The sequence below is a fragment of the Amycolatopsis dendrobii genome, from assembly GCF_014145675.1.
In the GTDB taxonomy this organism is placed as follows: Bacteria; Actinomycetota; Actinomycetes; order Mycobacteriales; family Pseudonocardiaceae; genus Amycolatopsis; species Amycolatopsis dendrobii.
Genome location: NZ_JACGZW010000007.1, coordinates 85,447 through 99,592, shown reverse-complemented (window position 1 = coordinate 99,592; position 14,146 = coordinate 85,447). Strand labels below are relative to the sequence as shown.

General features: G+C 68.0%; 12 protein-coding genes and 1 tRNA gene. 4 read left to right on the top strand and 9 right to left on the bottom strand.

Features of this window, described 5'->3' with window-relative positions; translation table 11 throughout:
• Nucleotides 1-20: 20 nt before the first annotated feature.
• From H4281_RS21180 to H4281_RS21145, 8 genes are all read right to left on the bottom strand, one after another.
• Nucleotides 21-392, bottom strand: coding sequence for a hypothetical protein (locus H4281_RS21180; protein ID WP_037808549.1), 372 nt, complete (start codon nucleotides 390-392; stop codon nucleotides 21-23).
• Entirely contained in the window at nucleotides 389-3,139 is a 2,751-nt protein-coding gene (locus H4281_RS21175; RefSeq protein ID WP_182892685.1) for an FtsK/SpoIIIE domain-containing protein, read from the bottom strand. Before H4281_RS21175 ends, H4281_RS21180 begins: the two co-directional genes overlap by 4 nt.
• 7 nt (nucleotides 3,140-3,146) lie before the next feature.
• Nucleotides 3,147-3,395 (bottom strand): hypothetical protein, encoded by a 249-nt coding sequence (locus tag H4281_RS21170; RefSeq protein ID WP_009084637.1) that lies wholly within the window; start codon nucleotides 3,393-3,395, stop codon nucleotides 3,147-3,149.
• A gap of 5 nt (nucleotides 3,396-3,400) precedes the next feature.
• Nucleotides 3,401-3,661 (bottom strand): hypothetical protein, encoded by a 261-nt coding sequence (locus H4281_RS21165; RefSeq protein ID WP_009084635.1) that lies wholly within the window; start codon nucleotides 3,659-3,661, stop codon nucleotides 3,401-3,403.
• Between the two features lie 361 nt (nucleotides 3,662-4,022).
• Nucleotides 4,023-4,400 carry a YybH family protein gene (locus H4281_RS21160; protein ID WP_182892684.1) on the bottom strand — a complete coding sequence of 126 codons (378 nt, stop codon included), beginning with the start codon at nucleotides 4,398-4,400 and terminating at the stop codon, nucleotides 4,023-4,025.
• 360 nt (nucleotides 4,401-4,760) lie between these two features.
• Entirely contained in the window at nucleotides 4,761-5,729 is a 969-nt protein-coding gene (locus H4281_RS21155) for a pentapeptide repeat-containing protein (protein ID WP_182892683.1), read from the bottom strand.
• Between the two features lie 261 nt (nucleotides 5,730-5,990).
• A tRNA-Ser gene (locus H4281_RS21150) sits at nucleotides 5,991-6,075 on the bottom strand.
• Between the two features lie 63 nt (nucleotides 6,076-6,138).
• The gene (locus tag H4281_RS21145; RefSeq protein ID WP_182892682.1) at nucleotides 6,139-6,888 is read right to left on the bottom strand and encodes a PP2C family protein-serine/threonine phosphatase; all 750 of its coding nucleotides are present in this window, start codon (nucleotides 6,886-6,888) and stop codon (nucleotides 6,139-6,141) included.
• A 77-nt stretch (nucleotides 6,889-6,965) separates the two neighbouring features.
• Between H4281_RS21145 and H4281_RS21140 the strand changes: the two genes are divergently transcribed.
• Nucleotides 6,966-8,708 carry an HsdM family class I SAM-dependent methyltransferase gene (locus H4281_RS21140; protein ID WP_182892681.1) on the top strand — a complete coding sequence of 581 codons (1,743 nt, stop codon included), beginning with the start codon at nucleotides 6,966-6,968 and terminating at the stop codon, nucleotides 8,706-8,708.
• A 17-nt stretch (nucleotides 8,709-8,725) separates the two neighbouring features.
• Complete coding sequence (locus tag H4281_RS21135; protein WP_182892680.1) at nucleotides 8,726-9,613, top strand: serine/threonine-protein kinase; 888 nt, start codon at nucleotides 8,726-8,728, stop codon at nucleotides 9,611-9,613.
• Here the strand turns inward: H4281_RS21135 and H4281_RS21130 are convergent.
• Nucleotides 9,603-10,115 (bottom strand): hypothetical protein, encoded by a 513-nt coding sequence (locus H4281_RS21130; RefSeq protein ID WP_182892679.1) that lies wholly within the window; start codon nucleotides 10,113-10,115, stop codon nucleotides 9,603-9,605. The genes H4281_RS21135 and H4281_RS21130 overlap by 11 nt on opposite strands.
• A gap of 262 nt (nucleotides 10,116-10,377) precedes the next feature.
• On the opposite strand from H4281_RS21130, the gene H4281_RS21125 reads away from it, so the two are divergent.
• Both H4281_RS21125 and H4281_RS21120 read left to right on the top strand, forming a co-directional pair.
• Entirely contained in the window at nucleotides 10,378-11,010 is a 633-nt protein-coding gene (locus H4281_RS21125) for a L,D-transpeptidase (RefSeq protein ID WP_182892678.1), read from the top strand.
• Nucleotides 11,011-11,102: 92 nt separating this feature from the next.
• The gene (locus H4281_RS21120; RefSeq protein ID WP_182892677.1) at nucleotides 11,103-14,084 is read left to right on the top strand and encodes a PQQ-dependent sugar dehydrogenase; all 2,982 of its coding nucleotides are present in this window, start codon (nucleotides 11,103-11,105) and stop codon (nucleotides 14,082-14,084) included.
• Nucleotides 14,085-14,146: the final 62 nt, after the last annotated feature.

The window sequence follows — 14,146 nt, the reverse complement described above, 5'->3', positions numbered from 1 at the left end:
TCAGGATTCCCCTCGCGGCTTTAGCGCTTTGCCCGCCAGCCAAGCCCCAGCACCGCCTGTACCAGCTCCTGATAACTCGGCTTGACCTCTTCCAAATACCGGTCCAAATACTGTGGCCGAGCAGTAGTCACCGGCTGCGGATCGTCCAGCGCCTCCACGAAACTCAGCCGCGAAACGTTATGCAGCGCCATCTTCCACCACCGATTGGCGCGCTCCCGGGTCTTTTCCTCCCGATCCTGCGCGGCAGCAACCGCGGCGTGCGCGTCCGCCAGTTGGCGTTCGATTTCGTCCGCTCGGGCCAGTTCCCACGCGCGCAGGCTGTCCGCCGAACCGCGGGCCAAGCCCACGATTTCCTTGTACCGCATGGCGGGGCTGGTGGTTCCTTCGGTCACGGCGTGCCTCCCGCGGTCGGCTCGGTTTCTGGGCGCTGGAACGGGATGATGACTTCCGGCGCCCCGTGCGTGGTGCGGTCGAAGAACAAAGCCCGGCCCGGTCGCGGCGACCAGTGCACGACCTGACCCGCGGCGAACGGCGACAGATCATTGCCCTGAACGTCCAGCGCGGCCCAAGTGCCGATGTCGTCTGTGCCGCCGAAGCCGAGGGTGTCCTTGAGCCGTGCGGTGCTGCGCCACCAGCCGATGGTGTGGACGCCGTGCGAGGGCCCGTTCTTCAGCAGCGTGCGAAGGTGGTCCAGACCGCTCTTCAGCTGGCCGACAGCCTTGGCTTCCAAAGCGGGCAGCGCGGCGTCCACTCCGTACAGCAGCAGGATGCGCGGCGTCGTCGTGGAGAGCGATTCGACGATCGTCTCCAGTTCGGCCGACAGGTTGTCGGTCAGCGTCGCGAGATGTCCTTCGGCGACTAGCCGGTCCTTGAGGTCCAAGACCGCCGAAGAGCTCGCTTCGATCGGACAGTGAAGCAGGAACTCGACCTCGCCTTCCTTGAGCTGTTTGGAAAGCGAGCGAGCCGCGGAGTCCATAATGGACAATGCCTCCGCCGTCGCGCCGCCAAGCACGGCGACGTTCCGGCCGGGGACCCGAGGAAGTTCGACGCCGCAAGCAGCCTCGGTGACGTCGATCGACTGGCCGAGAATCGCCCGCGGCTGGGGGCTCGGCTTGAGCTCCAGATAGGCCGGGAACTGTTCCAGCACGGGCGAATGCGCACCGTCGAACAGTCGCGGCCGGGTGAAGCGGCCAGCGTAGAGTTCCCACAGTTTTTGCTGCAGGTTCACGAAAACGTTGCGAGTGCTCGCATCCGGGACGTGCGCGAGCTGATTACCGTGCGCGACGCCGGAATCGTGGTTGATCACCGCGTGCCACTTGGGTGCGGACACGGCCGCGTTGTTCGTTTCCGCGAGCACCCGGCGCGCCTTCGGCATCGCGATGCGCAGCGTGCACTGTTCGAAGACCGCGGGTTTGCCCCAGAACGCCTCGATCCCGGCGACGTCCTGGCTGGCCAGCACCAGGTGGATGCCTTGCGAACGCCCGCGCCGCGCGATGTCTTCGAGCAATTGCGTGGCCTGCGCGGTGACCTGGTCGCGTCCGGCGAAGAGGTACTGGAATTCGTCGATCACCGCGACGATCCGCGGCCAGTGTCCGCCCGGATCCTGTTCCCGCAGGTCAGCGAGATTCGTGACCTCGTGTTCCTTGGCCGCGGCAGACCGGCGGCGCAATTCGTCGGCGAGGAAACGCAGCAGCGCCAACCCGAATTCGCGGTCGGTGTTGACGTTGACCCCGACCAGCTTCGCGTGCGGCAGCCAGCTGGAGTCCTTGCGGCCGGGTGCGAGACCGGCGAACGACACGCCTTCCTTGAAGTCCAGCAGGTACAACGCCAGCTCGTCCGGCGTGTAGCGCGCGGCGAGGCTGCCCAGCAAGGCGTACAGGAAGTTCGTTTTCCCGGAACCGCTCGGGCCGCCGATGAGCGCGTGCGGGCTCGCGTCGCCGATCACCACTTCGACGGCTTCGCCCTCGTGGAACCCGATCGGCGCGCGCAGCTCCCGCGCGGAGCTTTCCTGGCCGATCTCGGCGGGCATCAGGTCGGCGAACGACCGCGGGCCGCCCTGGCGAGCGATCAGCGCTTCGGCGATGCGATTGGCCGCGCGGATGACCTGCCCGGACGGCATCGGCGGATCAAGGTCCACGACCAGGTCGCTGCCGGTCATGCTGCTGACCGCGCGCCGTTCGTCCAGCAGGCTGAGCGTTTCGATCGACGCGCTCACCGCGGTGGGCACATCGACGAGGATCAGGCAGATCCCGGCCGCGAGCGCGCCGCTGGCCACGCGTTTGAGGTCGCGTGCGCGTTCCGCGTCGAGGGTTTCGCCGTTGCCGTACAGTACCGCGATCCGGTACGGCTCCAGGCGCTGGTTGGTGGCTTTTCGCAGCTCCCGCAACGAGGTGTGGCCCGCCTGCATGCCGGTGGCGTGGATCCGGCGGATGTGCCCGGCGAGTTCGTCGAGCAGATCCTCCAGCCGTGTCGGGTCGTACAGCGACAGCGCGCTCGTGCGGCTGAGCGGGTACAGGTCCGGCAGGATCGCGGTGAGCTGCCCGACGTCCCACAGGTGGATTTTCACCGCACCGGGCTCGAACGCCGACAGCACGCGCATCAGCAGGCCCTGCACGATCCCGTCCACCACCGGCCGCGTTTTCGGCGCGGACGTGATGGCCAGGTGCGATTCGTCCAGCAACGGCACGGCGACGTCGAACGTGCGCGAGATGTCGCGTCCGGCCGCGGTGGCCGAACCGACCCGCCACAGCGCGGGCGCGGCGACGCCGGGATTCGTGCCGACGCGGCCGAGCCATTCGCTCGGCGGCCGTCCGGCCGGGCCCGGCGCGTGCGCGGCGACGAGGTCGCGCAGTTCGCCGGGACCGGCGCTCCAGTCGGTGTAGAAGGCAGTGCGGGCGCCGCCGAGCGCGGCGAACACCTCGTGCGCCGCCGGATGCCGGGCCCACTCCGTCTGCTGCGCCGGATCGGCGTGGTCCATGCCGACCCGGACGATCTCCTGTTCCAGCGTCAGCCGCGCCACCTCGGCCTCGGCCATTTCGCGCGCGCCCGCCGCGGCCCCGAGCACGAGCCCGATCTGGTGCCGGACCCGGTCGAGGGCGGTTTGCACACGATTGCGTTGCTCGGCTGCCTTGCTGGCCATCTCATCCCTACAGGCGTGACTGGTAGCCGCCCACTAAATCGTCGGCGGCGGCTAAACGGGTGAGGAGGTGCTCGAGCGCCTCGTCGGCCTGCGCCAATTGCCCCGGCAGCCACGGATCTGCCTTGGCTTGCGCGTCGACGAGTGCGCGCCGGGCGTCGCCGAGCAGGGTCCTCGCCCGCTCGGCGTGCGCCCGTCCGTCGCCGACCCCCGCTCGCGCGGCGGTGAGCAACTGGTGGATTTCGGCGAGCCCCGACATCGGCGTTAAAGCCGCGCCGAGTAGGAATCGGCCGACGAGATGCCGGCCTGGATGGTGCTCTGCATGCCGGTGATCCCTTGCAGCGCTTCGGCGAGCAGGCCGTGCGCCTGGTTCACCTCGTGCTGGCTGCTGCCCTGGGTGGCTTGGGACAGCGACAGCTGTGCTTCTTCGAGTGCCTGCGCTGCCTGCTGCAGCGCGGCGATGCTCGCGGACGCCTTCTCGTTCGCGAGCGCGATACCAGCGCGGATCTCTTCCACTCCGGCCATGGGGGCGGGCTCCTCGGTACGTCAGGGGCTGGAACGACCACGTACAAACTTAGCGTGATCAAGTGTTTTCGGTAAGTAAGTGAGGGCGGGAGAATCGACAAAGCCCCGGACGCGGTCGGCAGTCCGGGGCCAGTCGGGCGTTGGATCCATGGGTGCGCACGCGGGGCCCGAAACCCGCGTGTCAGCCTTCTGACCTGCGGGTTCGTGGTGCGTGCGCGACGGCCAACGCCCAGGTCAAAACGGTATTCGTGACACCGGCGAACCTCTCCGGACAGCTGCGATCAAGTCTGCGGCGAAGCCTAGCGGGTAGGACCGTTCGGCCGATCCCAGCCCCTGCCGCGGTTGCGGACAGCGACGGGCTTCAGCGAGCGCCCGCCGGATTCGGGTCGTCGCCGAGGTAAGTCCCGTAGCCCTCGACGACGAGTGGGCCGTCGAAGACCAGGACCTCGTTGACCAATCCGCCCTTCTGGTTGCGGTAGTTGATGACCAGCGCGCCGAGCCCGACGTAGACGCCGACGACCTCGAAGCGGAGATCGGGGATCCGGCGCAGCCCCTCGGCCCAGTACGCGCGCAGCGCGGCTTTGCCCCGGATGACGCCGTCGCCGCCGACTACCTGGACCGCGACCGGTGACCGGAAGGTCACGTCGTCGGCGAAGTGGGTCATCAGGGCGTCGAGATCGTGGGCGTTCCAAGCCTGTGCCCAATGCGCGGCGAACTCTTGAGCTGCACTGTGGTCCATGAATGGATTCTGCCAGCGGAATATCGTTGCCAGGCAAGGGATTTACGCAAAAACACCTTCGGCGTTGCGGCGGAGGATGCCGGATTCGAACCTGCGAGGGCGTGAACCCACCACGCTTTCCAAGTCTGCTCACGGGTGTTCACCGGGGGACTCGGGTTGCGGATGCCCAGGTCAGCGCCCTATGGAGTGGTCGGGGAACCGGGGCGACCCGGGGGGAATGCGACCAGGCCAGACCCGGGTTCGGCTCCGACGTCTGGGGAGCGAAAGAGTTCTTCTTAGTCGCGCGCTGGTAGTCGAGTGTGGGAACCTGGACGTCAACGCCGAAGGCGCAGCACACTCAGACGTCGTGATTCCTCCGCTCTAGCGCCCGCGAAACTCAGCATCTTCGAAGGTCGGCGATCGAGCGAAACTGGCACCGTCGATCTCGCGGTCCTCGGCGAAGATCGCTCCGTCAAAAGCGGCGTTTTTGGCGAACATGCTTCGGGTGAACATCGTGCCTCCGAGGAACTCCGTCCCGTTGAACCCAGCGTTAGCGGCGAAGGTGGTGTCGAGGAACCACGCGGCGCTGCCGAACACCGCGTGGTTAAACCTGGCGTCAGAGGTGAACGTTGCGCCTTCGAACGTGGCGACGTCGGTGAAGGTCGTGAAGTCGAACCAGGCGTCGTCGAGGAAAGTGGCACCGGCGAAGATTGCTTCGCGGACGCGACAGCCGAGAAGGCTGAACTCGACGAGGGTGGCACCGGTTAAGTCTAGGTCGATGCCAGGCCAGAACGTGATGTCCGGATGCCTTGGGTCCGTGCCTGGGTTGAGGTGTTGGGTAAGGATCCGCTGGACGGTGAGCCGGACCCCCCGTTCCTGTCGCACTTCGCCGGCCAGCCTGTCCACCCCTGGAGGAGGCAATCGCAGGCCAAGCCGGCGGTTGGCCACGAGCGGCCGCCGTACCCCTGTCTTCGTGGGTGCCGGTTCTGTGTAGGGCGTACGCAGGTACGCACAAAGCACGTTGACGACGGTCTGCCGCTGACCGGGGTTGTCTTGTGCGACGCGTTCGAGCGCGAAACAGCCGCCGTGCCGTATGGCGGCCTTGTCGGACCCCAGTTGCTCGACCGCCTTGAGGTAGAGGTCGGTGAGCCTGCGTTCGCTGGCATCGTGCTCGGTAGTCGTCTGCCGCCGCCCGTTGAGGACCAGCGCGACCATCCCGCCGGTGCCCGCGCCGACTGTGAGACCGGTCTTGATCAGCTCGATCCGGTCCGAAGGGGTGGAGCCGCCGACGAACAACAGCAGCACTGTCACTGCGGTCGCGGCGATGACCGCGACCGGCACGACGATCACGAGGATGTTCCACCACCACGTCCCGCCACGCCGACGCCACCCGCGGCTGACACTCCTGATCAAGTTCACGCTGTCCAGTCTCGCCTACTGAAGCCGGGCTCCGCGGAAGCGCGCGCGATGACCCGACTGGCGTGGCATCGACTTCCGCGAAGAGCTGAAGGTGGCCTAGCCAGGGTCAACTGAGACTGGAAATGAGGCTAAGACGGGAAACGCCGGTCGGCCCGAAGCTGGGTCGACCGGCGTTTCCGCTGGTTACTGCGGCGGAGGATACAGGATTCGAACCTGCGAGGGCGTGAACCCAACACGCTTTCCAAGCGTGCGCCTTAGGCCGCTCGGCCAATCCTCCGTGGGGAAGAATACCGGATGGTCCTCCGGCCTTTCGCAGGTGGTCCGACCTGCGGGGTTGGGCTCAGGCCGGTACGACGTCGGCGACCACGATGGTGATGTTGTCCGGGCCGCCGCCCTCGTTGGCCAGTGCGATGAGCCGCGGGACGATTTCCTCGGGGGCGCCATCGGAGAGGACGTCCAGGATGGCCGGTTCGCTGGCGCCCGCGGTGAGGCCGTCGGAGCAGAGCAGATAGCGGTCGCCTGCTTGCGGCGTGAACTCCCAGACGTCCGGTTCGGCCGAGCCGGTGCTCAGGAGCGCCTTCATCAGCATGGAGCCGCGCGGGTGGTGGTCGGCGTCGGCGGCGCTGATGGTGCCGTCTTCGACCAGGGCCTGGGCCAGGGTGTGGTCGCGTGTGATGCGCTGCAGTTCGCCGTCGCGCAGGAGGTAGCCGCGGGAGTCGCCGACGTGCGCCGCGGCGAAGTGGGTGCCGTCGAACAGCAGCGTGGTGAGGGTGGTGCCCATGCCTTGCGTGGCTGGGGTTTCCTCGGCCACCTGGGCGAGCTCTTCGGCGATCCGGCGGACGCCGTCGGAGAGCAGGTTCGACAGGTTGTGCGCGGTGAGGTCGAGCGTGCGCAGTTCCGCGTCCAGCGAGGCCAGCACGCTGACCGCGGTCGAGCTGGCGACTTCGCCGTGCGGCTGGCCGCCGATCCCGTCGGCCACCACGAGCATCCGCCCGCTGGCGTAGACGGAGTCCTCGTTGTTGGTGCGTCGTCGCCCTTGGTCTGAGCCCGCGGAGTAGCGCAGGGTGAACCGGGTCTGCTCGGTGGCCATGCCCCCATAAAACCATTGGTTGACTGAGTTAACAAGCAAAACGATGGAAACCGCTGTCGTCGGCTATCGTGCTCGACATGGCAGACGACGCGGCGGTGAGTGCGGCCGACATCGCGCGCCTGGCGGGCGTGCGCCGGGCGGCGGTGAGCAACTGGCGGCGCCGCCATGACGATTTTCCCAAACCGGTGGGCGGCACGGCGTCCAGCCCGTTGTTTTCGCTTCCGGAGGTGCAGGCGTGGCTGCGTGGGCGCGGTCGGCCGTTCGAGCTGTCGCCGATCGACGAAGCGTGGCAACGGCTGCGCGCGCTCGGCGACGATCTTGACCTCGGTGCGCGGCTGGCGGCGGTCGGCGAGTACCTCGCGGACGACGCTGAGGGGCCCGGCGATCCGGAGCTGCTGGCGCTGATCTCCCAGCTGGCCTCGAACGAAGGCGCGGCGGAGACGTTCGAGCAGCTCTGCGACCGGTTCTTCGAGGCGCACGCTCGTCGGCTCTCCACGACGCCGACCGCGTACGCCGACCTGATGGTGCGGCTGACCGGCGCGAAGGGGGCTACGGTGCTCGACCCGGCGTGCGGGTTCGGGTCGCTGTTGCTGGCCGCCGCGGCGACCCGGGCGCGAGGGCAGGACGTCGACCCGGACACCGCGCGGATCGCGGGCATCCGGCTGCGGTTGCACGGCGCGGACACCGAGGTGCACGCCGCGGACGCGTTGCGCGCGGACGCTTTCGCCGACCGGCTGGCCGACGTCGTGCTGTGCGATCCGCCGTTCAACGAGCGCGGCTGGGGGCACGAGGAACTCGTCGGCGACGCACGGTGGGAGTACGGGCTGCCGCCGCGCGGCGAGTCGGAGCTGGCGTGGGTGCAGCATTGCCTCGCGCACGTGAAACCCGGTGGCGCGGTGGCGGTGTTGATGCCGGGAGCCGCGGCCGGACGGCGGAGCGGGAAACGCATCCGGGCGAACTTGCTTCGGGCGGGCGCGCTGCGCGCGGTGTGCACGCTCGCGCCGGGCACCGATCTCTGGCTGCTCACGCGACCGGAACCGGAACAGCGCGCGCCGGCGACGGTGCTGATCGCCGACACCACCGCGGACGAGGTCGAACAGGTGTGGCAGGACTTCCTGGCCGATCCGGACACCGGAGAACGCATCATCGACGTGCTCGACGACGACGTCGACCTGACCCCGTCCGGCCGTCCTGGCGAGACGGATTCCGGCGAGGCTTTCCTTGCCGCTCAACGGCTCTTCGGGCAAATCGGGATCGAGCTGCCCGCGCTGGAACCGGCGTCCGGCGAGACGGCGTACACGACTGTCGGCGAGCTGGTGAAGGCGGGCGCGCTGCGGATCACGCACGCGCCGCCGCGCACCGCCGACGGTGACGAACCCGTGCTGACCACCGACGACGTCCTGATCGGCGGCCCGCCGACCGGGCACGCCGCGCCGGATCCGGCGGCGGTGTTCGCCCAGGAAGGCGACGTGGTCGCGTCGGTCACCGGCGCGGTGATCGTCCACAGTGGAGCTCCGGTGCGGCTCGGGCCCGCGCTTTCCCGTTATCGCGTGGATCCGCAGCTGCTCGATGCGCAATTCCTCGCCGGATGTCTGCGCGCCGCGGACTTCCCGGTGCACAGTGCGTCGACCCGGATCGACGCGCGCCGGCTCAAGGTGCCGCGGCATCCGCTCGAAACGCAGCGTGCGTACGGCGTCGCTTTCCGCGCGCTCGCGGACTTCGACCGGGCATTGCGGCAAACCGCGGAAATCGGCCGCGACCTGGTGCGGCTAGGCTTTGCCGCACTCGCCGAAGGACGGCTGAAGCCCGGTGGCGGGTGAGCGCTGTGAGGGGGCCCATGCTGATCGCGGACCGCTACGAGGTCGACGATCTGCCGCTCGGCCGGGGCGGCATGGGTTCAGTGCACCGCGGGCTCGACCGGCGGCTCGGCAGGCAAGTCGCGATCAAGCTGCTTCGGCTTCCCGGCGGCGACGAAGAGCTGGAGGAACGCTTCGCCCGCGAAGCGCGGATCCTTGCCACGCTCGACCATCCCGGCGCGCCCACGCTGTACGACTTCGGTGCCCATGACGACCGGTTGTTCCAGGTCATGCAGTTCGTCGAAGGCGTGACGCTGGACGATCTGCTTGCCGAACACGGTCCGCTGCCGGTGTCCTGGGCGGCAGCGATCGCGGCGCAAGCGGCTGCGGTGCTGTCAGCGGCGCACGCTCGCGCGGTCTGCCACCGTGACCTCAAACCGGCCAACCTCATGCTCTGTCCGGACGGCAGTGTGAAGGTGATGGACTTCGGGCTCGCCGTGTTGCGCGAAGCCGACACTGCTCGCTTCACGCGTGCGGGACAGTTGCTGGGCACGCCGTCGTACATGGCTCCGGAGCAGATCCAGCGTGGGCACGCGGAGCCGCGAAGCGACCTGTACGCGCTCGGTTGCGTACTGCACGAGATGCTCACTGGCCGTCCGGTCTTCACCGGGCCGACGGCGTACGCGGTCTTCGACAAGCAGGTGAAGGAGCCAGCTCCAGTCGTTCCCGGCGTACCTCGCGAGCTGAACACGCTTCTCGCCGCGACGCTCGCGAAGGATCCTTCAGCGCGACCGTCTGGGGCGGAAGTGCTGTACGCGCATCTCGTGCCCTTCGCGCGGGACTTGCCGCCGTTGCCGGGATTCCTGCACCCGGCAACGGTGCTGAGTCCTTCGCGGATGTACGCGCGCATGGTGGGGCTTAGCGGCTGATGCTCACGGGCGTCTGCTCCGACAGCGGCAGACCGCGCTTCTGAATGCGGTAGTAGGTGAAGGCGTTCTGTACGCCGATGCTGACGCCGATCGTGAGCATGATCGTCGAGGACGTCACGGTGTTGCTGACACCGAGCGCTGCTCCGAGGAAGGAGAATCCGACCCGCACGCCGATGGTGGCGAACCACAGCACCAGCGTGAGCGGAGTGCCCTTCACGAACGTCGTGCCTTCGCGAGCACTGAGGACCGAAGTGGAGCTGCGCAGGACGCCCAGCAGTCCGAGGATCACGACGTCGCCAGCCAGCAGCGCGTACTCCGTCGCGGTCGCGCTTTGCAACGCGGTGGCGGCGGAGAACACGCCGATCGCGGTCAGGATGAACGGGAGCGTCAGCAACCGCTTGCGGCTGAGCAGCGTGCCGCGCCACTGCCGGTAGACGACCCGGTAGAGGACGAGTGCGGCGATCGCGGCGTAGAGAACGATGGTGAGCGGGCCGAGGTTCACGGTGCTCCTTCGCGGAGTTGGTCGGCTTCGCCCGGCCGGCGGCGGGTGCCGGGAGGCTGCCCGGCGTGCTTCCAGCCTCGCCGGGACCGGTGCGGTTTTCGTCGGCGTACGGGCTGGCATCGGGTGGATCCGCGGCTCAACCCGGAGGTGGAGACGCCGGATCGTGACCATTGCCGAGCAACCACGAAGGGGTGATGGTCGTCTATTCGGGTGATACGGGTCCTGCCGAATGCGACCCGACCGAACGCGGGGGTACCGGATCGTGAAAAGGGTTTTGGTGGGGATGGCGGCGCTGGCCGCGGCTTTCGGGCTCGTGGCGTGCTCCGGTGGCACGGCCGGGTCGGCTTCCGGCGGCGGCGCGGTGCCCGCGGCGGCGAGCGTGCCCACCTCGTCGTCGTCCAGCGCGCCGACCAGCAGTTCTGCCCCGGCGACCAGCAGCAGCCCGGAGAGCACCAGCGCGAAGCCGACCCCGAAACCGACGCCGAAGCCCGCGCCCAAGCCGAAGGCCGACCCGGAGCCGAGCACCGCCGACGTCCCGTGCGCGGCGGCCGCCGCCGCTTCGGGCACCAGCGCCTGCGTGGACATCTCCGCGCACCGCGCCTGGCTGCTGCAGGACGGCAAGGTGATCTACGGGCCTGTCTCGATGCTGCCCGGACGCAAGGGGCACGCGACCCCGACCGGCACGTTCCACGTGCTGTCGAAGGAAAAGCTGCACCTGAGCAAGCAGTTCGACAACGCGCCGATGCCGAACTCGGTCTTCTTCTACCCGGGCGACGCGTTCCACACCGGCAGCCTGAAGGTGTACTCGCACGGCTGCATCCACCTGTCGGCGACGTCGTCGCTGCGGTTCTTCAACACCCTGCACATCGGCGACGTGGTCCAGGTCGTGCCCTGACCGAGAGCGTCACGGTCGAATAAATATCACCCGATAGAGGCAACTTCCTCCCCCTTCTGAGCGATTACCGGTCGCTGAGAAAGGGGGCCTGAATGGCCTGGCGCAAGCTCCGTTCCCTGCTGGTGGCCGCACTCACGGCCCTCGCCGTCCCCACCCTGGTCACCGCCGTCGCCCCGGCGGCAGCAGCCGACACTCCGGCGCTGCCGCCGGGGTTCGTCTTGCGGGACCTGCCCACCGGACTCGGGCAGTACGAGTTCACCGACTTCGCCTGGCTGCCCGACGACAGCGTGCTGGCGCTGGGCAAGTCCGGCGTCGTCAACTGGGTCCCGGCCGCGGGCGGCGGCGCGCCGGAGCGGATCGCGACCTTCCCGGTCGAGACGCAGGGCGACATGGGGCTCACGAGCATCGCGCTCGCGCCGGACTACGCCACCTCGCACCAGATCTACCTGAACCGTTCGGTGTCGCTCGGCAACGGCCAGTACACGCTGCGCGCCGCCAAGTTCACCGTTCAGCTCGACGGCGCGGGGCATCCGTCCGGGCTGACCGGCGAGAAGGTGATTTTCGACCTGCCCGGCAGTCCGTACTACATCCACGGCCTCGACACGGTTTACCCCGCGCCGGACGGCACCCTCTGGTACTCCGTCGGCGACAACGGCGACGCGGGCAAGACCAATCCGGTCGCCTTCGTCGCACAGGACCTCGATTCGCCGTTCGGCAAGATCCTGCACCTCACCGCGGACGGCAAGGGGGTGCCGAGCAATCCGTACTACAACGCCGCCGCGCCGGATTCCGCTCGCAGCAAGGTGTTCGCGAGCGGATTCCGCAACCCGTTCCGGTTCAGCCTCGACCCGAAGAGCGGGCTGCCGGTGGTCGGCGACGTCGGCTGGTACACGTGGGAAGAGCTGGATGTCGTGCAGCCGGGCGCGAATCTCGCTTGGCCCTGCTACGAGGGGAATCATCTCACGCCGGGCTATTCGGCTGACGCGCGTTGTGCGTTGGCGGTGAACACTCCGCCGTTGTGGGACTACCAGCACGGCACCGGTCCTGCGCAGGGCAACAGCGTCACTGGCGGGATTGTGTATGGCGGCACGACCTATCCGGCCGCTTACCAGGGTGCGTACTTCTTCGGGGACTACGCGGGGCAGAAGATCTGGACGCTGCGGTATGACGCGCAGGGCAAGCTCACGCAAGCGCCCACGAGCCCCGCGCCATTCCAGAACGTCGGCGGAGTTACCCGGATTTCCGCCGCGCCCAACGGGGACATCGTCTTCACTGATCTCAACTCTGGGGTGCTGCGCCGGTTGAGCTACTCGACCAACAACGCTCCACCGGTGGCAAAGGCCACTTCCTCGACGGATCCGGATACTCGCACGGTTTCCTTTGACGCCAGTGGTTCTACTGACGCTGACGGCGATCGTCTTGCCTATTCCTGGGACTTCGGCGACGGCAGCACCGGCACCGGGGTTCAGGCCAGCCATCAGTACGGGGACGGTGCTTCGTTCACCGCGACGTTGACCGTTTCGGATCCGCTTGGCGGTGTCGGGACGGCGAAGATCGCTGTCGCGCCGGGCAATCACTCGCCGGTGCTGACTCTGACCGCGCCGGACAAGACTTTCGCGGTGGGTGAGCAGGTTTCGTTGTCCGCCAAGGCGACTGATGCCGAGGATGGCGGGCTTCCCGTTACGTGGACGTCGTTGATTCGGCACTGTCCGGATCTCGGTGCCTGCCACGTGCATCCCGGCGATGGTGCGACGGGGCCGACGTTGACGGTTCCGTTTACCGATCACACGGATTCCCGGATGGAATTCACCGCGACGGTCACCGATAGCGCCGGGGTGCAGGCGAGCAAGACATATGTCGCTTATCCGCGCCAGCATCGGTTGACGTTGGTGGGCACGCAGCCCGCCGCGTTGAGCATCCCTAGCGAGGGCGGCGTCAGCAGTGCCATGGTCACTGAGGGTGCGACGTTTGACGTGACTGCCGCGTTGGTTGGCACCGATGGGGTTTCCAAGTTCACCGGTTGGCAGGGCGGTCCGGCTACGCCTTCGTGGTCGATCACCGTCGGCGCTGGTGACCTGACGCTGACTGCCGACTATCTGACGGCGATCGACCAGCGGTATGCGGCTGAGCCGGAGTTGCGGAGTTCGCTTGGCGCGCCGACGGGTCCTGAGGTTGTCGACGGGCCGGTGCGGTATCGGCCGTATGCGAACGGGCGGTTGTACTGGTCCGCGGCTACCGGGGTGCGCGAGATCGGCGGGGCGATCCTGGCCCGGTATCTCGCGATCGGCGGGCATCAGGTGTACGGGCCGCCGACGACCGATGAGACCCGCACGGCGGACGGGGTGGGCCGGTACAACCATTTGATCGGCACGCCGGGCAGCCAGGCCACGTCTATTTTCTGGTCGCCTTCTACGGGAGCGCATTCGGTCCAGGGGCAGATCCGGGTTAAGTGGGCCGCGCTCGGCTGGGAACGCGGGGTGGGGTATCCGACCACCGACGAGTCCGGGACTCCCGACGGGATCGGGCGGTACAACCACTTCACCGGCGGGTCGATTTATTGGACGCCTACCGGCGGAGCGCATCAGATTGGCGGCGCTATCCGGGATAAGTGGGCTTCGCTGGGTTGGGAGCGGGGTCTTGGTTACCCGACCACGGATGAGTCCGTGACGCCGGACAGGGTCGGGCGGTACAACCACTTCACGATCGGCGGGTCGATCTATTGGACGCCGTCTACCGGTGCGCACCAAATCGGCGGGGCTATCCGGGATAAGTGGGCTGCGCTCGGCTGGGAGCGCGGTCTCGGCTATCCCACTACCGACGAAACCGGTACTCCGAACGGGATCGCGCGCTACAACCACTTCAACGGAGGCGGGTCGATCTACTGGAGCCCGCGTACCGGGGCGCACATGGTGCAGGGAGAGATTCGGAAGCGGTGGGCCGCGCTGGGATGGGAACGGGGGTATTTGGGATTGCCGACCTCGGATGAGTATCCGATCAGCGGAGGTGCCCGAAGCGATTTCCAGGGCGGATACGTGATTTTCCGGTATGGGGTAACCACGAATTACCGGTGGTAAGCCATTCTCGGGGCGGCCGTCGGCGCACCATCGCCGACGGCTGCCGCTGGCTCCGCAGCGGG